20 protein-coding genes and 1 pseudogene are annotated in these 19961 nt (G+C 66.0%); 15 read left to right on the plus strand and 6 right to left on the minus strand.

Annotation, left to right across the window (positions count from 1 at the left end; all coding sequences use genetic code 11):
* From ccoG to hemN, 6 genes are all read left to right on the plus strand, one after another.
* A partial coding sequence (ccoG, locus tag HMPREF2924_RS26485; RefSeq protein WP_070700735.1) for a cytochrome c oxidase accessory protein CcoG occupies positions 1-1080 on the plus strand: 1080 nt, incomplete at its 5' end.
* An 11-nt stretch (positions 1081-1091) separates the two neighbouring features.
* On the plus strand, positions 1092-1631 hold the full coding sequence (locus HMPREF2924_RS26490; RefSeq protein WP_003103941.1) for a FixH family protein: 540 nt from the start codon (positions 1092-1094) through the stop codon (positions 1629-1631).
* Positions 1628-4063, plus strand: coding sequence for a heavy metal translocating P-type ATPase (locus HMPREF2924_RS26495; RefSeq protein ID WP_023094785.1), 2436 nt, complete (start codon positions 1628-1630; stop codon positions 4061-4063). The genes HMPREF2924_RS26490 and HMPREF2924_RS26495 overlap by 4 nt, the downstream gene beginning before the upstream one ends.
* Positions 4042-4251: a cbb3-type cytochrome oxidase assembly protein CcoS gene (ccoS, locus tag HMPREF2924_RS26500; RefSeq protein ID WP_003087273.1), complete on the plus strand. Its 210-nt coding sequence runs from the start codon at positions 4042-4044 to the stop codon at positions 4249-4251. The genes HMPREF2924_RS26495 and ccoS overlap by 22 nt, the downstream gene beginning before the upstream one ends.
* Positions 4244-4927, plus strand: coding sequence for a sulfite exporter TauE/SafE family protein (locus tag HMPREF2924_RS26505; RefSeq protein ID WP_003087270.1), 684 nt, complete (start codon positions 4244-4246; stop codon positions 4925-4927). The genes ccoS and HMPREF2924_RS26505 overlap by 8 nt, the downstream gene beginning before the upstream one ends.
* Positions 4928-5054: 127 nt before the next feature.
* Positions 5055-6437, plus strand: a complete 1383-nt coding sequence (gene hemN, locus HMPREF2924_RS26510) for an oxygen-independent coproporphyrinogen III oxidase (RefSeq protein ID WP_003087267.1) — start codon at positions 5055-5057, stop codon at positions 6435-6437.
* Positions 6438-6485: 48 nt separating this feature from the next.
* On the opposite strand, the gene HMPREF2924_RS26515 is transcribed toward hemN, so the two are convergent.
* Entirely contained in the window at positions 6486-6953 is a 468-nt protein-coding gene (locus HMPREF2924_RS26515; RefSeq protein WP_003087264.1) for a hypothetical protein, read from the minus strand.
* Positions 6954-7198: 245 nt separating this feature from the next.
* Here HMPREF2924_RS26515 and anr point away from each other — a divergent pair, with 245 nt between their 5' ends.
* The 5 genes from anr (at position 7199) to mdtI (ending at position 10743) form a co-directional block, all read left to right on the plus strand.
* Positions 7199-7933, plus strand: coding sequence for a transcriptional regulator Anr (anr, locus tag HMPREF2924_RS26520; RefSeq protein ID WP_003087262.1), 735 nt, complete (start codon positions 7199-7201; stop codon positions 7931-7933).
* A gap of 85 nt (positions 7934-8018) precedes the next feature.
* Positions 8019-8567 carry an adenine phosphoribosyltransferase gene (locus HMPREF2924_RS26525; RefSeq protein ID WP_003087259.1) on the plus strand — a complete coding sequence of 183 codons (549 nt, stop codon included), beginning with the start codon at positions 8019-8021 and terminating at the stop codon, positions 8565-8567.
* A 239-nt stretch (positions 8568-8806) separates the two neighbouring features.
* Positions 8807-9643 (plus strand): metal-dependent hydrolase, encoded by an 837-nt coding sequence (locus HMPREF2924_RS26530; RefSeq protein ID WP_003087258.1) that lies wholly within the window; start codon positions 8807-8809, stop codon positions 9641-9643.
* Between the two features lie 408 nt (positions 9644-10051).
* The gene (locus HMPREF2924_RS26535) at positions 10052-10420 is read left to right on the plus strand and encodes a multidrug/spermidine efflux SMR transporter subunit MdtJ (protein WP_003087256.1); all 369 of its coding nucleotides are present in this window, start codon (positions 10052-10054) and stop codon (positions 10418-10420) included.
* Positions 10414-10743 (plus strand): multidrug/spermidine efflux SMR transporter subunit MdtI, encoded by a 330-nt coding sequence (gene mdtI / locus HMPREF2924_RS34955; RefSeq protein WP_003103934.1) that lies wholly within the window; start codon positions 10414-10416, stop codon positions 10741-10743. The genes HMPREF2924_RS26535 and mdtI overlap by 7 nt, the downstream gene beginning before the upstream one ends.
* Before the next feature lie 525 nt (positions 10744-11268).
* Here mdtI and HMPREF2924_RS36630 read toward each other — a convergent pair.
* Positions 11269-11445, minus strand: a pseudogene (locus HMPREF2924_RS36630) (TetR family transcriptional regulator); the annotation flags it as partial.
* A gap of 113 nt (positions 11446-11558) precedes the next feature.
* On the opposite strand from HMPREF2924_RS36630, the gene HMPREF2924_RS26550 reads away from it, so the two are divergent.
* The 3 genes from HMPREF2924_RS26550 (at position 11559) to HMPREF2924_RS26560 (ending at position 14639) form a co-directional block, all read left to right on the plus strand.
* A complete protein-coding gene (locus tag HMPREF2924_RS26550) occupies positions 11559-13142 on the plus strand; it encodes a flavin-containing monooxygenase (protein WP_003121915.1) in 1584 nt (527 codons plus the stop codon).
* Positions 13139-14026, plus strand: coding sequence for an SDR family NAD(P)-dependent oxidoreductase (locus HMPREF2924_RS26555; RefSeq protein WP_003132999.1), 888 nt, complete (start codon positions 13139-13141; stop codon positions 14024-14026). The genes HMPREF2924_RS26550 and HMPREF2924_RS26555 overlap by 4 nt, the downstream gene beginning before the upstream one ends.
* Positions 14027-14099: 73 nt before the next feature.
* A complete protein-coding gene (locus HMPREF2924_RS26560; protein WP_003133001.1) occupies positions 14100-14639 on the plus strand; it encodes a CbrC family protein in 540 nt (179 codons plus the stop codon).
* Positions 14640-14651: 12 nt separating this feature from the next.
* Here HMPREF2924_RS26560 and HMPREF2924_RS26565 read toward each other — a convergent pair whose 3' ends face one another.
* The 4 genes from HMPREF2924_RS26565 to dnaX all read right to left on the minus strand — a co-directional run bounded on the left by HMPREF2924_RS26565 (position 14652) and on the right by dnaX (position 19021).
* Positions 14652-15800 (minus strand): acyl-CoA dehydrogenase family protein, encoded by a 1149-nt coding sequence (locus HMPREF2924_RS26565; protein WP_003111078.1) that lies wholly within the window; start codon positions 15798-15800, stop codon positions 14652-14654.
* A 122-nt stretch (positions 15801-15922) separates the two neighbouring features.
* On the minus strand, positions 15923-16519 hold the full coding sequence (gene recR, locus HMPREF2924_RS26570; RefSeq protein WP_003111077.1) for a recombination mediator RecR: 597 nt from the start codon (positions 16517-16519) through the stop codon (positions 15923-15925).
* 78 nt (positions 16520-16597) lie between these two features.
* Entirely contained in the window at positions 16598-16924 is a 327-nt protein-coding gene (locus HMPREF2924_RS26575) for a YbaB/EbfC family nucleoid-associated protein (RefSeq protein WP_003087236.1), read from the minus strand.
* A 45-nt stretch (positions 16925-16969) separates the two neighbouring features.
* A complete protein-coding gene (gene dnaX, locus HMPREF2924_RS26580; RefSeq protein WP_070700738.1) occupies positions 16970-19021 on the minus strand; it encodes a DNA polymerase III subunit gamma/tau in 2052 nt (683 codons plus the stop codon).
* 36 nt (positions 19022-19057) lie between these two features.
* Here dnaX and HMPREF2924_RS26585 point away from each other — a divergent pair, with 36 nt between their 5' ends.
* Positions 19058-19924: a substrate-binding periplasmic protein gene (locus HMPREF2924_RS26585; protein ID WP_003133014.1), complete on the plus strand. Its 867-nt coding sequence runs from the start codon at positions 19058-19060 to the stop codon at positions 19922-19924.
* Positions 19925-19961: the final 37 nt, after the last annotated feature.

A 19961-nucleotide genomic window follows, 5' to 3' on the forward strand; every position in this document is an offset into this window, starting at 1 on the left:
GTCTGGTGCGGCTATACCTGCCCGCAGAGCGTGTGGACCTGGATCTACATGTGGTGCGAGAAGGTCACCGAAGGCGACCGCAACCAGCGCATCAAGCTGGACAAGGCCCCGATGAGCGGCAACAAGCTGCTGCGCAAGACCGCCAAGCACAGCCTGTGGCTGCTGATCGGCCTGGTCACCGGCCTGACCTTCGTCGGCTACTTCTCGCCGATCCGCGAGCTGATTCCCGAGCTGCTCACCGGCCAGGCCGACGGCTGGGCCTACTTCTGGGTCGGCTTCTTCACCCTGGCCACCTACGGCAACGCCGGCTGGCTGCGCGAGCAGGTGTGCATCCACATGTGCCCCTACTCGCGCTTCCAGAGCGTGATGTTCGACAAGGACACCCTGATCGTCTCCTACGATCCGCGTCGTGGCGAGAAGCGCGGCCCGCGCAAGAAGTCCCTCGACTACAAGGCCCAGGGCCTGGGCGACTGCATCGACTGCACGATGTGCGTGCAGGTCTGCCCGACCGGCATCGACATCCGCGACGGCCTGCAGATCGAGTGCATCGGCTGCGCCGCGTGCATCGACGCCTGCGACAGCATCATGGAGAAGATGAACTACCCGAAAGGGCTGATCAGCTACACCACCGAGCACAACCTCAACGGCCAGAAGACCCACCTGGCCCGGCCGCGCCTGATCGGCTACGCCATCGCCCTGGTGCTGATGATTTCCGCCCTGATCACCGCGGTGGTCCTGCGCCCGCTGGTCGGCTTCGACGTCAGCAAGGACCGCGTGCTCTACCGCGAGAACGAACTCGGCCGCATCGAGAACGTGTACAGCCTGAAGATCATGAACAAGGATCAGCAGGACCACACCTACATCCTCGGCGCCAAGGGCCTCGAAGGCCTGACCCTGGAAGGCCGGCGCGAGCTGAAGGTGGCGGCGGGCGACATCCTCAACCTGCCGATGGAACTGTCCATCGAGCCGGAGAAGCTGCCTTCGACCACCAACGAGATCGTCTTCACCATCGAGTCGGCCGACGACCCGAGCATCCATAAAGAAGCGAAGAGTCGCTTCATTGGCCCACGCACCCGTTGAGTAACTTGAGCATGCAGTCCGAGACCCACCCTCAACCCTGGTACAAACACTTCTGGGCCTGGTTCATCGTGGCCCTCCTGGCGACCTCGGTGGTGCTCGGGCTGAGCCTGGTCACCATCGCGGTGCGCAACCAGGACACCCTGGTCACCGACAACTACTACGAGGCCGGCAAGGGCATCAACCGCTCCCTGGAACGCGAGAACCTGGCCGTACGCCTGCAAGTCCACGCCAAGGTCAAGGTCGACGACCTGACCGGCGAAGTCGAAGTGCGCCTGACCGGCAACAGCCGTCCGGAGCAGCTCACCCTCAACCTGATCTCGCCGACCCAGCCGGAGAAGGACCGCCGCGTGGAGCTGCTGCGCAGCAACTCCGACCGCGAGCGCTACGTCGGGCAACTGACCGACGCCGTCGAGGGCCGTCGCTTCGTCGAACTGCTCGGCCAGGAAGGCAGCGGCCAGTGGCGCCTGTTCGAGGAAGAGGTGGTATCGCCGACCGTGGTCATGGAGCTGGGTGACGAACCGCTCCAGGGAGCAGAAGCGAAGCGCCCATGAGCGCCCCCCTGCCCTGCTACCACTGCGGCTTGCCGGTCCCCGCCGGCAGCCGCTTCGAGGCCCGCGTGCTCGGCGAGACGCGGGCCATGTGCTGTCCGGGCTGCCAGGCGGTGGCCGAGGCCATCGTCGCCGGCGGCCTGGAAAGCTACTACCGGCACCGCAGCGAAAACGCCGCCAATCCCGAGGCATTGCCCAAGGCGCTCAGCGAGGAGTTGCTGCTCTACGACCGCCCGGACGTACAGGGTGGCTTCGTCCGCCATGAGGGCGAGTTGGCGGAAACCAGCCTGATGATCGAAGGCATCAGTTGCGCTGCCTGCGGCTGGCTGATCGAGAAGCACCTGCGCCAGTTGCCTGGCGTGGCCGAGGCGCGGCTCAACCTGTCCAACCATCGCCTGCACGTGCGCTGGCAGGACAGCCAGCTGCCGCTCAGCCAGTTGCTCGGCGAACTGCGCCAGATCGGCTATGCCGGCCATCCCTACCAACCCGACCGCGCCACCGAGCGCCTGGCCATGGAGAACCGCCGCGCCCTGCGCCAGCTCGGTGTCGCCGGGCTGCTGTGGATCCAGGTGATGATGGCAGTGATGGCGACCTGGCCGGAATTCAACCTCGACCTTTCCGCCGGCATGGACCGCATCCTGCGCTGGGTCAGCCTGATCCTCACCACGCCGATCGTCTTCTACTGCTGCGGCCAGTTCTTCCGTGGCGCCCTGCGCGACCTGCGCACCCGCCACCTGACCATGGACGTCTCGGTGTCGCTGGCGATCGGCGGCGCCTACGTCGCCGGCATCTGGTCGACGATCACCGGCCAGGGCGAGCTGTATTTCGACGCGGTCGGCATGTTCGCCCTGTTCCTCCTCGCCGGCCGCTACCTCGAACGCCGCGCGCGGGAGCGCACCGCCGCCTCCACCGCGCAACTGGTCAACCTGCTGCCGGCGTCCTGCCTGCGCCTGGACGCCGCCAACCAGGGCGAGCGCATCCTGCTCAGCGAACTGCGCGTCGGCGACCGCGTACTGGTACCGCCAGGCGCCGTGCTGCCGGCCGACGGAGTGATCCTCGACGGCCAGTCCAGCGTCGACGAGTCGCTGCTCACCGGCGAGTACCTGCCCCATCCACGCCAGGCCGGCGACGCCGTCACCGGCGGTACCCTGAACGTCGAGGGGCCGCTGACCGTCGAGGTCGGCGCCCTTGGCGACGACAGCCGCCTGTCGGCCATCGTCCGCCTGCTGGAACGCGCCCAGGCGGACAAGCCGCGCCTGGCGGAACTGGCCGACAAGGTCGCGCAGTGGTTCCTGCTCATCGTCCTGCTGGTCGCCGCAGCGGTCGGCGTGCTGTGGTGGCAGGTCGACCACCAGCGCGCCTTCTGGGTGGTGCTGTCGCTGCTGGTCGCCACCTGCCCCTGCGCCCTGTCGCTGGCCACGCCCACCGCGCTCACCGCGGCCACCGGCAGCCTGCACAAGCTCGGCCTGCTGATCACGCGCGGGCACGTGCTGGAAGGGCTGAACCACATCGACACGGTAATCTTCGACAAGACCGGCACCCTCACCGAAGGCCGCCTGACGCTCAAGCAGGTGCTACCCCTGCGCGATCTCGACGCGGATCGCTGCCTGGCCCTCGCCGCCGCCCTCGAGAACCGTTCCGAACACCCCATCGCCCGCGCCTTCGGCCGTGCGCCGGAGGCCGCCGACAGCGTCGCAAGCCATCCGGGGCTGGGCCTCGAAGGCCTGGTGGAAGGCCGCCGCCTGCGCATCGGCCAGGCCGCCTTCGTCAGCGACCTGGGCGGCAGCGCCACGCCCGCGATGCCCGGCGACTCCGGACAGTGGCTGCTGCTCGGCGACGAGCAGGGACCGCTGGCCTGGTTCGGTCTCGACGACCGCCTGCGCAGCGACGCCCCCGCCCTGCTCGCCGCCTGCAAGGCGCGCGGCTGGCGCACCCTCCTGCTATCCGGCGACGCCTCGCCGATGGTCGCCAGCGTCGCTGCCGAACTGGGCATCGACGAAGCCCGCGGCGGCCTGACCCCGGACGACAAGCTGGCCATGCTCGAACGCCTGCACGGCGAGGGCCGCCGGGTGCTGATGCTCGGCGACGGAGTCAACGACGTACCGGTGCTCGCCGGTGCCGACATCAGCGTCGCCATGGGCAGCGCCACCGACCTGGCCAAGACCAGCGCCGACGCGGTGCTCCTGTCCAACCGCCTGGACAGCCTGGTGCAGGCTTTCCGGCTGGCGCGCCGCACCCGCCATATCATCATCGAGAACCTGGCCTGGGCCAGCCTGTACAATGGCCTGGTCCTGCCCTTCGCCGCGCTCGGCTGGATCACCCCGGGCTGGGCGGCGATCGGCATGTCGGTCAGTTCGCTGCTGGTGGTGGTCAACGCCCTGCGGCTGACCCGAATCCCTTCGCCGAGGTCCGTATGGCCGCGCTCTACATCCTGATCCCCGTCGCGATCGTCATCGTCGCCATCGCCATCTACGTGTTCTTCTGGGCGGTGGACAGCGGCCAGTACGACGATCTCGACGGCCCCGCCCACAGCATTCTCTTCGACGACGAAGACCCGAAGCACCAGGCCGGCGTCGACGAAGCGGAGAAGCCGTCGAAACCCGAGGACCGACCGCGTGGCTGAACTGGCGCCGTTGCTGGTTTCCGCGCTGATCCTCGGCCTGCTCGGGGGAGGCCACTGCCTGGGCATGTGCGGCGGCCTGATGGGCGCGCTGACCCTGGCCATTCCCGCCGAACAGCGCGGCCGTCGTCTGCGCCTGCTGCTGGCCTACAACCTCGGCCGCATCCTCAGCTACGCCTGCGCCGGCCTGCTGCTCGGCCTGGCCGGCTGGGCGGTGGCGCGCACCCCGTTGGCCGGCGCGCTGCGGGTGGTCGCCGGGCTGCTGCTGATCGCCATGGGACTCTACCTGGCCGGCTGGTGGAGCGGCCTGACCCGCGTCGAGGCGCTCGGTCGCGGTCTCTGGCGCCACCTGGAACCCTTCGCCCGGCGCCTGCTGCCGGTATCCAGCCTGCCACGGGCCCTGCTGCTCGGAGCGATCTGGGGCTGGCTGCCCTGCGGGCTGGTCTACAGCACCCTGCTCTGGGCCACCAGCCAGGGATCGGCACTGGACAGCGCGCTGCTGATGCTGGCGTTCGGCCTCGGCACCTGGCCGGTTCTGCTGGCCACCGGCATGGCCGCCGAACGGGTGACCGCCCTGCTGCGCCGTCGCGGCGTACGCATCGTGGGCGGCCTGATGGTCATCCTCTTCGGCCTCTGGACCCTCCCAGGACCGCACCAGGCCTGGCTGATGGGGCATTGACGGACGCCCGTCCCAACATCGGGTGACACATCCTGTATACATTCACCCGCTTGATACAAATCAACAGGCCTTCCCGGCGCAATCCCTAGACTTCCCGACTAAAGCTCGCCAACTGGGGATCTCTGGCATGCTCGACACCATTCGCTGGGACGCTGACCTGATTCGGCGCTACGACCTTTCCGGCCCGCGTTACACCTCCTATCCGACCGCCGTGCAGTTCCACGAAGGCATCGGCCCGTTCGACCAGTTGCACGCCCTGCGCGACAGCCGGAAGGCCGGACACCCCCTGTCGCTCTACGTGCACATCCCGTTCTGCGCCAACATCTGCTACTACTGCGCCTGCAACAAGGTGATCACCAAGGATCGCGGGCGCAGCGCGCCGTACCTCGCGCGCCTGGTCCGCGAGATCGAGATCGTCAGCCGCCACCTCTCCCGCGAGCAGGTGGTCGAGCAACTGCACTTCGGTGGCGGAACCCCGACCTTCCTCAGTCCCGGCCAGTTGCGCGAACTCATGTCGCAATTGCGCACCCACCTCAACCTGCTGGACGACGATTCGGGCGACTACGGCATCGAGATCGACCCACGCGAGGCCGACTGGTCGACCATGGGCCTGCTCCGCGAACTCGGTTTCAACCGCGTCAGCCTCGGCGTACAGGACTTCGACATGGAGGTGCAGAAGGCGGTCAACCGCATGCAGACCCCGGAGGAGACCCGTACCATCGTCGAGGCCGCGCGCACCCTGCAGTACCGCTCGATCAACCTCGACCTGATCTACGGACTGCCGAAACAGACGCCGGACAGCTTCGCCCGCACGGTCGACGAAGTGATCGCGCTACAGCCGGATCGCCTCTCGGTGTTCAACTACGCCCACCTGCCCGAGCGTTTCATGCCGCAGCGGCGGATCAACGCCGACGACCTGCCGAGCCCGGGCCAGAAGCTGGAAATGCTCCAGCGCACCACCGAGCAACTCGCCGCGGCGGGCTACCGCTATATCGGCATGGATCACTTCGCCCTGCCCGACGACGAGCTGGCCAGCGCCCAGGAAGACGGCACCCTGCAACGCAACTTCCAGGGCTACACCACCCACGGGCATTGCGACCTGGTAGGTCTCGGGGTCTCGGCGATCAGCCAGATCGGCGACCTCTACAGCCAGAACAGCAGCGACATCAACGACTACCAGACCAGCCTCGACAACGGCCAGTTGGCGATCCGTCGCGGCCTGCACTGCAACAGCGACGACCGGGTGCGGCGCGCGGTGATCCAGCAACTGATCTGCCACTTCGAACTGGCCTTCGAGGATATCGAGACAGAGTTCGGCATCGACTTCCGCAGTTACTTCGCCGAGCTGTGGCCCGATCTCGAACGCTTCGCCGCCGACGGCCTGATCCGCCTGGACGCCAAGGGCATCGACATCACCTCCTCCGGGCGTCTGCTGGTGCGTTCGATCTGCATGCTGTTCGACCGCTACCTGCCCAGCCTCAACCGGCAGCGCTTCTCCCGGGTGATCTGAAAGCGCACCGCCCTGCCCGCACGACAGGGCGGTGAATCCCCGCCCCTTCTACCGGCTGCCCATGACCTTCATGATCAGCGCCGGGTCGCTGATACCCATCTCCTTGATGGCCGATGCCATCGCTGCCGTTGCCGTCTGCAGGGCGGAGTTGAGTTGTTGCAACTCCTTCTGCAACTCAGGCACGCGAGCCTCCTTCGCCCCCGGATCGGACGACCTCATGGCCTCCTGCAGCTCCCTGAGCTTCTCCTCGATCTTCTTCTTCAACTCGCGGATCATCTTCACCATCGGCCGCAACTCCTGCGGGATATCCTCGTCCTCCTCCTCCACCGGCACCCCCATGGTGGCGGCCAGCTCGCGCCCTGCCTGGGAAAGCCGTACATGCTGATCGGCGGCGTCGGTACCGGCGGCCGGGTCTTCCGCCTGCTCGGCGGTGCCGGTCCGCGCGGCCTTGGCGTCCGCGGCGGCGCGCGACGAGGGCGGCACCTGGGTGGTGATCCAGCCACTGAGGGTCAACATTCCAGTCACTCCGGGAAAAATGGAATTCTTCCATTGGATCGGCCCACGCGTCGCGAACTTGAGCCCCCTTTTCATCGCCCCTTGACAGGGTGCGACAGGTAGTCGCAGTTGTTTGACGCAAGTCACTGATTGGAAACGCCATCGGCCTGTCAGAAATGGTCGTTGCCAGACCTATGGCTGGCACCCGCATCGCGGCTGCGTTACCCTTACTCCTGTTGTGCCTTTAACCTAGCAAGGACCCCTCAATGGCCGAAACCATCAAGGTGCGCGCACTGCCCCAAGCACACTGCAAGGATTGCAGTCTGGCCCCGCTGTGCCTCCCCCTGTCGCTGACCGTGGAAGACATGGATTCGCTGGACGAGATCGTCAAGCGCGGTCGTCCCCTGAAGAAAGGCGAATTCCTGTTCCGCCAGGGCGATCCTTTCGGCTCGGTCTTTGCCGTGCGCTCCGGCGCCCTGAAAACCTTCAGCATCACCGATGCCGGCGAAGAGCAGATCACCGGCTTCCACCTGCCCAGCGAGCTGGTCGGCCTGTCCGGGATGGATACCGAGACCTATCCGGTATCCGCCCAGGCCCTGGAAACCACCTCGGTCTGCGAGATTCCCTTCGAGCGCCTGGACGAACTGTCCGAGCAGCTGCCGCAACTGCGCCGCCAACTGATGCGCCTGATGAGCCGGGAAATCCGCGATGACCAGCAGATGATGCTGCTGCTGTCGAAGAAGACTGCCGACGAGCGCATCGCCACCTTCCTGGTCAACCTGTCGGCGCGCTTCCGTGCCCGTGGCTTCTCCGCCCAGCAGTTCCGCCTGGCCATGTCGCGCAACGAGATCGGCAACTATCTCGGCCTGGCCGTGGAAACCGTGTCGCGGGTCTTCACCCGCTTCCAGCAGAACGGCCTGATCAGCGCGGAAGGCAAGGAAGTGCACATCCTCGACTCCATCGAGCTGTGCGCCCTCGCCGGCGGCCAGCTGGAAGGCTGAAGCGCCTGCGAACCGCCGACGGGCCCGCCTCAGCGCGGGCCCGTTGTATGATGGGCCCCGAAAAACGCCCAGCCCAGGATCTTCCATGATTTTCGACGAGTTCACCCTCAAGTCGCAGATCCGCGCCGTGCCGGACTTTCCCAAGCCCGGCGTGGTGTTCCGCGACATCACCCCGCTGTTCCAGTCGCCACGCGCGCTGCGCATGACCGTGGACAGCTTCGTCCAGCGCTACATCGAGGCCGATTTCAGCCACATCGGCGCCATGGATGCCCGCGGCTTCCTCATCGGCTCGGCGGTGGCCTATGCGCTGAACAAGCCGCTGGTCCTGTTCCGCAAGCAGGGCAAGCTACCCGCCGACGTACTCGCCGAGGGCTACCAGACCGAATACGGCGAGGCCTTCCTCGAAGTACATGCCGACAGCCTCTGCGAAGGCGACAGCGTACTGATCTTCGACGACCTCATCGCCACCGGCGGGACCCTGCTGGCGGCCGCGAGCCTGGTACGACGCCTCGGGGCCAGGGTCTTCGAGGCCGCGGCGATCATCGACCTGCCGGAACTCGGCGGCTCCACTCGCCTGCAGGACGCCGGCATCTCCACCTTCAGTCTCACCGCGTTCGCTCTCGACGAGCGTTGATACGCCGGGGCGCGCCCTGGCGCCCCGCGTTCGCTCCTTGCGCCCCATCTTCCGTCTGGTCGAGCCGACCTGGCCATTAATGACTTCGAAATGGCCAGGAATGACCTCCCGCTGTTGGACAATCCTGCAATAATTACATCAGCTAATGACACATTCAGAGGTGTTATAGCGAGCTCGCCATAGGGAACCCGAGGAAACCTGCGCGTTTCCCCTCCCCAGAACAACAAAAGGAGTTAGCCATGACTGCCACTGGCACCGCCTCCCCGGTTCGCGCCAATTTCCCCGTGCGGCGGATGGATTTCAGCTTCAGCGAAACCCCGAAGTACTGGTGGGACGGCCAACCCTTCATGACCCAGTTCATGAACAACCTGTCCTCGCTCTTCCCCTACGGCGAAAAATTCTTCGTCGATAGCGTGCGCGCGGTGCGCGACCGCCTGGAGGATCCGCAACTGAAGAAGGACGTCAGCGCCTTCATCGGCCAGGAGGCGATGCACTCCAAGGAGCATGCCGCCTACAACGAATATGCCGAGGAGCACGGGGTCGACCTGGAGTGCCTCGAACTGCGGATCAAGGTCCTGCTGGAAAACGTCAGCAAGGTCACCACCAGGAAACACCAGTTGGCGATCACCTGCGCCCTCGAGCATTTCACCGCGACCATGGCCGCGCAGCTGCTCAAGCGCGAAGACCTGACCATCCAGATGCAGTCGCCGAAGATGTACAAGCTGTGGATGTGGCATGCCATCGAGGAGAACGAACACAAGAATGTCGCCTACGATGTGTACCAGAAAGTCTACGGCGGCTACTTCACCCGGGTTCTGGTGATGATGCTGACCACCCTGATGTTCTTCGGCGTCATCGGCTGGTTCCAGCTCGACCTGCTACGCAAGGACGGCCAATTGTTCAACTGGCGCTCCTGGAAGCATGGCCTGGGCACCCTGTTCGGCCTGCGCAAGGGCTTCTTCACCCGCCTGCTGCTGCCCTACCTGGACTACTACCGGCCGGGCTTCCACCCCAGCGACCACGACACCGCGAAACTGGAGAAATACTGGAAGGACAAACTGGCCTTCGCCGATTGAAGCCCGCCTCCGCCAGTGCCGCTCCGCCCCCGACGCCAGGCCCCGCCTGGCGTTTCTTATTCGAGAGAAGAACAGGATATTGCACACGGAAAAGCCTCCGTTTCGACTACCGTTCCTGAATCCGCCATTTTACGGAGGAAATAATTAGTCAATTCCTATCGATTGGCTTTTTACGATGCCCTGAGGTAATATCATGTTCATTATGTTGAACACTAAGGCATTACCTCTCCCCACTTCCCGTCTGGTCTCCCGCGAGCGTCACTGGACCGGCGACCTCTAGCTCCCTCCCTCAACACCTGCTGTCGGTGGCGACCGCCCCTGCGCTTCGGGGTCTTTCCCGCCCCTCGCCACCGCTCTTCGTCATCTTTGGCCGCGGCCTCCATTCCGCGGTGCCCATGGGAGGGCAACATGCGTTCCTGGATCTATCTGTTACTGGCTATCGGCGCCGAAGTGATCGGCACCACCTCGATGAAACTGGCCGCCACCCACGCCCCTGTCGCAGGCATGCTGCTGATGTACGGGATGATCGGCCTGTCCTATTTCTTCCTCGCCCTGGCGGTCAAGCGTGTCCCCGTCGGAGTCGCCTACGCCCTTTGGGAAGGCATTGGCATCGTCCTGATCACGGCGGTCAGCGTCGCCTGGCTGGGCGAAAGCATCGGCCTGTACAAGGCCGTCGGCCTCGGCGTGATGATCGCCGGCATCCTGCTGATCAAGTCCGGCACCCGCAACGCCAGCGGCACGCCGGCGCAGCCCCGTGGGGAGGCCGTCACATGCTGACCCTGAACTGGATTCCCTTCGCCTGGCTCGGCCTGGCGATCGCCCTCGAGGTCGTCGCCAACCTGCTGTTGAAATACTCCGACGGTTTCCGCAGGCGCGGCCTCGGGATCGCCTCGATCCTCTGCGTGATGGCCGCCTTCACCGCGCTGGCGCAGGCGGTGAAGGACATCGAGCTGTCACTCGCCTATGCGATCTGGGGCGGCTTCGGCATCCTCGCCACCGTCGCCATGGGCTGGGCGCTGTTCGGCCAGCGCCTGGCCTGGCGCGGCTGGCTCGGCCTGTTGCTGCTGCTGGCCGGCATGAGCCTGCTCAAGCTGGCCTGACGCCTCGGCGTCCAACGAAACGCCCATCATCTGCAGGACCGCGGCGCCGGTGAACAACAGCAGTATCTGTTCCTCACCCAGGGCGCAGATTTCCCGACGCCGCTCCGGCTGGCCGATATAGTCCAGCGACAACTGAAACAGCTGGCGGCCGATCAGGCTGGAGAGGCGGCGGATGGTCGCCTCGCTCACCGCCGGCAACAACCTGAATTCGATGATGTCCTCCGACATGTCCTCGGCGAACTCATCCATGATCTGACGCAGGGCACCACGCAGCACCGGCGAAGCCCCATGCAGTTCGCGCACGCCGACGATGAACGCGGCGGGATTGCTCTCCACGAAGTCGAAGAACAGCCGCACCGTCTCCCGGCAGACCCGCCGCCCCCTTTCCAGGTCCAGCCCGAACGGCGTCGTCTGCGCTCGGGCGCTGGGCGCCGCACGAGTCGCGGCCTCGCGGCGAAGCTGGCGCAGCGGCTGGCGCAGCTGGGTAGAGATGTCGCGGATCATGGTCAGGCCAAGATCGTCGATATCGCGGAAATGCCGATAGAAGGTGTTCGGATTCAGGCCCGCCTCGCGCGCCAGCTCGCGCAAGCCGATGGCCCCCAGGCTGCGGCTGCTGCTGCCCAGGCGCAAGGCCGCCTCCAGCAAGGCGCGTTTGCCGGGAGCGTCGGCAACCCTGTCCTTCGTTTCGTTCATATCGCTCATGTTTCACCTGGTTGTTTCCATGCGCCACAAATTCGGCCGTTGCGCCGCGCCGACCCTACCTAAGGTTGGCTTGACCCTGAAGTATACAGATGTCTACATTCGCAGGTAGACGAGTGTATACGCCAGCAAACAATCATAACAGGAGCTTGGCCATGAGTACCCAACCCACCCCTGCCGCCGCCCGGCACTGCAAGGTCGCCATCATCGGCACCGGTTTCTCCGGGCTGGGGATGGCGATCCGTCTCCGCCAGGAAGGCGAGGACGACTTCCTGATCTTCGAAAAGGACGCCGGCGTCGGCGGCACCTGGAGAGTCAACAACTACCCTGGCTGCGCCTGCGACGTGCAATCCCACGTCTATTCCTTCTCCTTCGAAGCGAACCCGGAGTGGACGCGGATGTTCGCCCGCCAGCCGGAAATCCGCGCCTATCTGGAGAAGTGCTGGGAAAAATACCGCTTGCAGGAAAAGACCCTGCTGAACACCGAGATCGGCAAGCTGGCCTGGGACGAGCGGCAAAGCCTCTGGCACCTGCATGACGCCCAGGGCAACCATTACACCGCGAACGCCGTGGTTTCCGGCATGGGCGGCCTGTCCACCCCGGCCTATCCACGCCTCGATGGCCTGGAGAACTTCCAGGGCAAGGTCTTCCATTCCCAGCAGTGGGACCATGACTACGACCTCAAGGGCAAGCGCGTGGCGGTGATCGGCACCGGCGCCTCGGCGATCCAGTTCGTCCCGGAGATCCAGCCGCTGGTGGCCGCGCTCGATCTCTACCAGCGCACTCCGCCATGGATCCTGCCCAAACCCGACCGGGCAATCAGCGAAACCGAGCGCCGCCGCTTCCGGCGCTTCCCGCTGGTGCAGAAGCTCTGGCGCGGCGGCCTCTACAGCCTGCTCGAAGGGCGGGTGCTGGGCTTCACCTTCGCCCCGCAGGTGATGAAGCTGGTGCAGCGCCTGGCGATCCGCCACATCCACAAGCAGATCAAGGATCCGGAACTGCGCCGCAAGGTCACGCCGGACTACACCATCGGCTGCAAGCGCATCCTCATGTCGCACAACTACTATCCGGCCCTGGCTGCCGCCAATTCCACGGTGATCACCGAAGGCATCCGCGCCGTCACCGCCAACGGAATCGTCGACGGCAACGGCCGGGAACGCGAGGTCGACGCGATCATCTTCGGTACCGGCTTCACCGCCAACGACCCTATCCCCCGCGGAGTGGTCTTCGGTCGCGACGGCCGCGACCTGCTGGACAGCTGGACCAAGGGCCCGGAAGCCTACAAGGGCACTACCACCGCCGGCTTCCCCAACCTGTTCTTCCTGATGGGACCGAACACCGGCCTCGGCCACAACTCGATGGTCTACATGATCGAGTCGCAGATCGCCTACGTCCTCGATGCGCTGAAGCTGATGAAGCGCCGCGAACTGCTCAGTCTCGAGGTCAAGGCCCCGGTGCAGGAACGCTACAACGAATACCTCCAGCGCAAGCTGGACCGCAGCGTCTGGAGCGTGGGCGGTTGCAAGAGCTGGTACCTGCATCCAGTCAGCGGCCGCAACTGCACCCTGTGGCCGGGATTCACCTGGCGCTTCCGTGCCCTGACCCGGCAGTTCGACGCCTCCGCCTACCACCTCACCACGACACCGCTCGCCGCCCTGAGCAACGAAGCCCGCCAACAGGCCGAAGGGGTACCCGCATGAAGTCGTTCGAAAACAAAGTCGCCGCCATCACCGGCGCAGGCTCGGGCATCGGTCGCGCCCTGGCCGTGGAGCTGGGCAGGCAGGGTTGCCATCTGGCCCTGGCCGACGTCAATGCCGCAGCTCTCGAGGAAACCCGCCAATTGCTCGCCAGCAGCGGGGTACGCGTCTCCACCGCGGTCGTCGACGTGGCCGACCGCGAGCAGGTGCAGGCCTGGGCCGACAAGGCGGCCAGCGAACATGGCCGGGTGAACCTGATCTTCAACAACGCGGGCGTCGCCCACGCCGGTACCGTGGAAGGCAGCGACTACTCGGAATACGAGTGGATCATGAACATCAACTTCTGGGGCGTGGTGAACGGTACCAAGGCGTTCCTTCCGCACCTGAAGGCCTCCGGCAACGGCCACGTGGTCAATGTCTCCAGCGTCTTCGGGCTGTTCGCCCAGCCCGGCATGAGCGCCTACAACGCCACCAAGTACGCGGTGCGCGGCTTCACCGAGTCGTTGCGCCAGGAACTGGACATGGAGGACTCCGGCGTCTCCGCCAGTTGCGTGCATCCCGGCGGGATCAAGACCAACATCGCCAAGACCGCGCGAATGAACGAGAGCATGGCCAAGGTCACCGGCCAAGCTGCCGACAAGGCTCGCCAGCAATTCAACGACCAGTTGCTGCGGACCACCCCGGAGAAGGCCGCCCAGGTCATCCTGCGCGGCGTGCAGCGCGACAGCCGGCGCATCCTGATCGGCGCCGACGCCCACGCGATCGACGTGATGCTGCGCCTGGCGCCAGTGCTCTACCAGCGCGTGGTCACCGCCAGCATGCGCCTGGCAGCGCGCTTCGCGCCGCGCCCGAAGAGCCCCCAGGGCGCCCGCGAAGCCAGCAAGTGAACAGGCCCGCCGGGTAGCCGCTAGGCTGCCCGGCACGTCATACTCGACGGCCAGTCTCCAGGGCACGGCCGTCATGAACCCTCCCCATCCTCACTTCCGCTACCATCCCGAACCGCTCGCCAGCGGCAGCATCGAGGCTTCCGCCGCCACCTGCCAGTGCTGTGGCAAGGCTTGTGGCTACGTCTACACCGGTTCGCCCTATTCCCGCCACGAGTTGCCGCCCGGCAGCCTTTGCCCCTGGTGCATAGCCGACGGCAGCGCGGCCGCGCGCTACGAAGCGAGCTTTTCCGACGACTATCCGCTGCTCGACGCCGGCGTCGCCGCGGATATCGTCACCGAAGTCTGCGAGCGCACGCCCGGCTACACCTCCTGGCAGCAGGAGCGCTGGCTGGTTTGCTGCGAGGATGCCTGCGCCTTTCGCGGCGACGCGGGGCGTGAGGAAATCGGGCAACTGGGAGCCGAGGGCCTGGCGCAGCGCTTCGCCGATTTCGCCTGGCCGGCTATCACCTGGCAACGCCTCGTCGACGCCTATACGCCCGGCGGCAATCCGGCCATCTACCGCTTCGACTGCCTGCACTGTGGCCAGGCGCATTACGACCTGGACTTCACCTGATAGAACGCGGCCCTACAACCCCATCTGCTTGCCGATGATCTCGTTCATGATTTCCCGCGAACCGCCGCCGATGGAGAGAATCCGGTTGTCGCGATACAGCCGCTCCACTAGGCTTTCGCGCATGTAGCCCATGCCGCCGAGCACCTGCACGGCATCATAGGTCAGGCGATCGGCGACATCGGTGGCGAAGTTCTTGGCCATCGAGATCTCCTTGATCACGCTCTTGCCGGCAGCCATCTTCGCTGCCTGGCGATAGGTGAACTCGCGGGAAACCTCCAGTTGCGTGGCCATTTCCGCGAGACGATGGCGCAGCACCTGGAACTTGCCGATCGGCTTGCCGAACGCTTCTCGCTCGCGCGCCCAGCGCAGCGACTCCTCCAGAGCCAGTTGCGCGGTCATGTTGGCCATCACCGCCAGGGCCAGGCGCTCGCTCTGGAAATTGGCCATGATGCAGGCGAAGCCAGCGTTCTCCACGCCGATCAGGTTTTCCGCAGGCACCCGGCAGTCGTCGAAGAACAGTTCGGCGGTATCCGACGCCCACCAGCCCATCTTCTTCAGCTTGCGTCCGACACTGAACCCGGCAGTGCCCTTCTCCACCAGCAGCAGGCTGATGCCGGCGAAACCCTCGCCGCCGGTACGCACCGCGACCGTGTAGTAGTCCGCGCGCACGCCGCTGGTGATGAAGGTCTTGCTGCCGCTGACGCGATAGTGATCGCCATCGCGCACCGCACGGGTCTTCAGGTTGGCCACGTCGGAGCCGCCGGAGGGCTCGGTGACCGCCAGGGCCATGATCTTCTCGCCGCGCAGCACCGCCGGCACCACCCGCTCGCGCACCTCGGGACGGGCCCACTTGACCACCGGGGGCAAGCCGATATCCAGCGATCCCAACCCGGCGACCAGGCCGCCGGAACCGCAGCGCATGAGTTCTTCGCTGGCCGCCACCTTGGCGAACAGATCGCCTTCGCAACTGCCGCCGTAGGCTTCCGGGTAGCCGATGCCGAGGATCCCGGCCGCGCCAGCCTTGAGATAGAGTTCACGGGGAAATTCCTCGGCCTCCTCCCATTCATCGATGTGCGGCAACACCTCGCGCTCGACGAAACGGCGCACCGAATCCCGGATCAGTTGATGGGACTCGTCGAAGTACTGCTGGAAGTCAGTCATGGCCGGGCTCCTGATGGGAGCCTCAGAACTTACCTAGCGCTTGCTTGGTTTTCAATACGGGAAACTGGCCATCGGCGAGGGCGTATAGGCCGCCCTTCCTACGGACACGGAAGGCACAGGGCTCAGGAGATCGGCCGCCGTCCGGCCAGGGCGTGGGCCAAGGTGCCGCCATCGACCAGCTCCAGCTCGCCACCCAGCGGCACGCCATGGGCGATACGCGACAAGGTCAGGCCGCGGCCGGCCAGTAGCTGGGCGATATAGTGGGCGGTGGCCTCGCCTTCCACGGTGGGGTTGGTGGCGAGGATCACCTCGCTGAAGGCTCCGTCCCTGATCCGCGCTTCCAGTTCGGGAATGCCGATCGCCTCCGGCCCCAGGCCGTCGAGCGGCGACAGGTGTCCCTTGAGCACGAAATAGCGGCCGCGGTAGCCGGTCTGCTCCACCGCGAATACGTCCAGCGGGCCTTCCACCACGCAGAGCAGCGAGTCGTCGCGTCGCGGGTCGGCGCACTGCGGGCACAGCTCCTCCTCGCTGAGGGTACGGCACCGCCGGCAATGACCGACCCCTTCCATCGCGGCGGTCAACGCCTGGGCCAGCTTCAGGCCGCCGCTGCGATCGCGCTCCAGCAGCATCAGCGCCATGCGCTGGGCCGACTTCTGCCCGACACCGGGAAGAATGCGCAGGGACTCGATCAGTTGGCGGATCAGCGGGCTGAAACTCATGCAGGACTCGTCGGATAGAGGGAGGGGAATGGCTGCCGGGCGCCGTCCGAAGAAGGCGGACCCGGCACGAACGCAGAATCAGAAGGGCATCTTGAAGCCGGGCGGCAGTTGCATACCCGAGGTGAAGCCGGACATCTTTTCCTGGTTGTTCTGCTCGATCTTGCGCACCGCATCGTTGACCGCGGCGGCGATCAGGTCTTCGAGGATTTCCTTGTCTTCCTGCATCAGGCTGTCGTCCAGGCTGACGCGCTTGACGTCGTGGCGCCCGGTCATCACCACGCTGACCAGACCGGCGCCGGATTGCCCGGTCACTTCCGCGTTGGCCAGCTCTTCCTGCATCTTCTGCATCTTTTCCTGCATCTGCTGCGCCTGCTTCATCAGGCCGGCCATGCCACCTTTCATCATGTTCTTCACCTCGAATGTCGTCTTGTTGCGTGCGCCAAGCGCCGGTCAGGCCTTGGCTTCCAAAGGTTCGATGGTACCGTCACGGACCACCGCGGCGAACTGCTCGCGCAACTGCCGGACCAACGGGTCGGCATCGATCGATGCTTCGGCCGCCCGCTGGCGCTCGGCACGCCGGCGTGCCGCTGCCTGGGCCGGGGTCTCCTGCTCAGGCTTCTGCAGGGTCACCTCCAGTTTGAGGGTGCGCCCCAGGTGCTGGTTCAGCGCATCGTTCAGCCGCCGCTGCTGGGTGGCGTTGAACAGCGCGCTCTGGCCCGGATCGAGATGCAGATGCCAGTGGTCGCCGTCGGCAGCTACCAGCGTACAGTTGGCAGCGATGCTGGCGGTCAGGCCGCCGAGGCCGAGCCGCGGGAACAGCTCCAGCCACTCCGCGGCCAGGCCGGTGGCCGGCTTCGCCGCCGGCAGCGGCTCCTCCACCACGACCACGTCAGGCTCGGGCGCGGCATCCAGGTAGGCCAGGGTATCCATGTCGACTTCGTAGTAGTCGTCCGCGGGCGGTGGCTCGTCGTCCTGCTCGTCCTGCTCGTCAGGTGCTACCGGCAACGCAGCCGGCAGGGCTTCCAGAACGGTTTCCACCACCGCCTCGACCGCCACTGCCGGAGGGGCCGAGGGAGCCTCCACGGCTAGCGGCTCGGGCTCGGGCTCGGGCTCGGGCTCGGGCTCGGCAGCGAGGCTCGGCGCCGGCTCTTCCCAGGGCAAGTCGACGACCTCTGCCGCGGCGGCGGGCTCTTCGACAACCGCTTCCGCGACGCGCGCCTCGATCGCCGCCGGCGGCGCGGATGGCGCTGCCGGCGGGGCAGCCGGGGCTTCGACGGGCGCAGCCACGACAGGCGCGGCAGCAACGGCAGCGACCGGCGCAGGCGAGGCCGCGCCGGCCACGGGGGAGTTGGCGGGATCAGTCGTGGCCTTGCTGATCCCCAGGTCCTTTAGCGGCGTCCTCGGCGCGCCGTCGGCGTCCGCCGGGCGGAACGCGAGCATCCGCAGCAACACCATCTCGAAGCCGCTACGCGGATCGGGCGCCAGCGGCAGGTCGCGGCGGCCGATCAGGCCCATCTGGTAATAGAACTGTACGTCTTCCGCCGGCAACGCCTGGGCCAGGCCCAGCACCCGCTCGCGGTCGCCCTGGCCATTGTCGATCGCTTCCGGCAGGGCCTGGGCGATCGCGACGCGGTGCAGCACGTTGAGTATTTCGGCAAGCACGCCGCCCCAGTCCGGCCCCTGCTCGGCCAGGTGGCGCACCGCTTCGAGCAGAGCGCGCGCATCGCCCTCCAGCAAGGCCTGGAGCACGCCATAGACCTGGCCGTGATCGAGGGTACCGAGCATCGCCCGCACGTCTGCGGCCAGCACCTTGCCCTCGCCGAAGGCGATGGCCTGGTCGGTCAGGCTCATGGCGTCACGCATCGAGCCGTCGGCGGCGCGCCCGAGCAACCACAGGGCGTCATCCTCGAAGGGCACGTTCTCGGCTCCGAGCACGTGGGTCAGGTGCTCGACCACCCGCTCCGGCGGCATGTTCTTCAGGGAGAACTGCAGACAGCGCGAGAGGATGGTCACCGGCAACTTCTGCGGGTCGGTGGTGGCCAGCAGGAACTTGACGTGCGGTGGCGGCTCCTCGAGGGTCTTGAGCAGCGCATTGAAACTGTGCGACGAAAGCATGTGCACTTCGTCGATCAGGTAGACCTTGTAGCGTCCGCGGGTCGGCGAGTACTGCACGTTGTCGAGCAGCTCGCGGGTATCCTCGACCTTGGTCCGGCTCGCGGCGTCCACTTCGATCAGGTCGACGAAGCGGCCTTCGTCGATTTCGCGACAGACCGAGCATTCGCCGCACGGCGTGGAGCTGACCCCGGTCTCGCAGTTCAGGCACTTGGCCAGGATCCGCGCGATGGTGGTCTTGCCGACCCCGCGGGTACCGGTGAACAGGTAGGCATGGTGCAGCCGCTGGTTGTCCAGGGCGTTGATCAGAGCCTTGAGCACATGGGTCTGGCCGACCATTTCACGGAAGGAACGGGGACGCCATTTACGCGCAAGAACTTGATAACTCATCGAAAACCGTCGCAGAAGGGAAGCACAAGTCGGCCAATGCTAGCGCAATTTACCCCTTCTGCGCTCGCCGACTTGGCAAACTGCGTGCTAAGAATTCCCCTGGCCCTTCAGCAGCCCTCGTCGGTGGCAATGACTCTACCTTCCCTGACATCGTTCATGCCTCATTTCGGCGCACCGGCGCTGCTCCTGCTGCAGTTGCTCGCGGCCCTGCCAGCGACGGCCGCGGAGACCGACGCGTCGCCATTGCGCTTCTCGGTGATGGAAAGCTGGAGCATGCCGTTGATCCGCCTGCAACGGGGCCAGCCGATCGACGGCATCGTCTACGACATCACCCGCTCCCTGGCCCGGCAGGTCGGCCGCAAGGCGCTTTACCACCCCTACCCGCGCGGGCGCATCGAGCAGGCGATGACGGCTGGCGAAATCGATGTCCGCTGCTACATCAGCCCCGCCTGGCTCAGCCACGACTTCCCCGGCTATCGCTGGAGCGTCGCGCTGCTGGTGCAACGCGACATCCTGGTCGCCCGCGAAGGCTTCGCGCCGATTCCCGAGGCGCTGCCGGCCCAGCGTATCGGTACCGTCCTCGGCTACAGCTATCCCCGCTTGCAAGCGCTGTTCGACATCGGCCGACTGCGCCGCGACGATGCGCGCACCCAGGATCTGGTGCTGGAAAAGCTGCGCGCCGGCCGCTACCGCTACGCGGTCAGCCATCAACTGTCGCTGCACTGGAGCAACCGCCAGGCGCCGGGGCAGCCGCCACTCCAGGAAGCCGCGCAGCTCGAGGAAACGGCGGTGGGCTGCCTGGTGCGGGATTCCGCGGAGGTTCCGGTGGAAGCGATACTGAAGACGTTCGAGGAAATGAAGCGCAGCGGAGAGATCGAGGAGATACTGCAGCGCTACCGATGAGAGCGTCGACGGCCTGCGAAAAATGGCGGGCCTGAAA

The organism is Pseudomonas sp. HMSC063H08, assembly GCF_001813645.1.
Classification (GTDB): domain Bacteria; phylum Pseudomonadota; class Gammaproteobacteria; order Pseudomonadales; family Pseudomonadaceae; genus Pseudomonas; species Pseudomonas aeruginosa.

What these genes read in the sequence shown, in the direction of transcription:
- anr (WP_003087262.1), top strand. Translation starts at nt 7,199, where the DNA reads ATGGCCGAAACCATCAAGGTGCGCGCACTGCCCCAAGCACACTGCAAG.
- HMPREF2924_RS26560 (WP_003133001.1), top strand. Translation starts at nt 14,100, where the DNA reads ATGAACCCTCCCCATCCTCACTTCCGCTACCATCCCGAACCGCTCGCC.
- recR (WP_003111077.1), bottom strand. Translation starts at nt 16,519, where the DNA reads ATGAGTTTCAGCCCGCTGATCCGCCAACTGATCGAGTCCCTGCGCATT.
- HMPREF2924_RS26535 (WP_003087256.1), top strand. Translation starts at nt 10,052, where the DNA reads ATGCGTTCCTGGATCTATCTGTTACTGGCTATCGGCGCCGAAGTGATC.
- HMPREF2924_RS26575 (WP_003087236.1), bottom strand. Translation starts at nt 16,924, where the DNA reads ATGATGAAAGGTGGCATGGCCGGCCTGATGAAGCAGGCGCAGCAGATG.
- HMPREF2924_RS26585 (WP_003133014.1), top strand. Translation starts at nt 19,058, where the DNA reads ATGCTAGCGCAATTTACCCCTTCTGCGCTCGCCGACTTGGCAAACTGC.
- ccoS (WP_003087273.1), top strand. Translation starts at nt 4,042, where the DNA reads ATGGCCGCGCTCTACATCCTGATCCCCGTCGCGATCGTCATCGTCGCC.
- HMPREF2924_RS26530 (WP_003087258.1), top strand. Translation starts at nt 8,807, where the DNA reads ATGACTGCCACTGGCACCGCCTCCCCGGTTCGCGCCAATTTCCCCGTG.
- HMPREF2924_RS26555 (WP_003132999.1), top strand. Translation starts at nt 13,139, where the DNA reads ATGAAGTCGTTCGAAAACAAAGTCGCCGCCATCACCGGCGCAGGCTCG.
- HMPREF2924_RS26490 (WP_003103941.1), top strand. Translation starts at nt 1,092, where the DNA reads ATGCAGTCCGAGACCCACCCTCAACCCTGGTACAAACACTTCTGGGCC.
- HMPREF2924_RS26525 (WP_003087259.1), top strand. Translation starts at nt 8,019, where the DNA reads ATGATTTTCGACGAGTTCACCCTCAAGTCGCAGATCCGCGCCGTGCCG.
- hemN (WP_003087267.1), top strand. Translation starts at nt 5,055, where the DNA reads ATGCTCGACACCATTCGCTGGGACGCTGACCTGATTCGGCGCTACGAC.
- mdtI (WP_003103934.1), top strand. Translation starts at nt 10,414, where the DNA reads ATGCTGACCCTGAACTGGATTCCCTTCGCCTGGCTCGGCCTGGCGATC.
- HMPREF2924_RS26565 (WP_003111078.1), bottom strand. Translation starts at nt 15,800, where the DNA reads ATGACTGACTTCCAGCAGTACTTCGACGAGTCCCATCAACTGATCCGG.
- dnaX (WP_070700738.1), bottom strand. Translation starts at nt 19,021, where the DNA reads ATGAGTTATCAAGTTCTTGCGCGTAAATGGCGTCCCCGTTCCTTCCGT.
- HMPREF2924_RS26515 (WP_003087264.1), bottom strand. Translation starts at nt 6,953, where the DNA reads ATGTTGACCCTCAGTGGCTGGATCACCACCCAGGTGCCGCCCTCGTCG.
- HMPREF2924_RS26495 (WP_023094785.1), top strand. Translation starts at nt 1,628, where the DNA reads ATGAGCGCCCCCCTGCCCTGCTACCACTGCGGCTTGCCGGTCCCCGCC.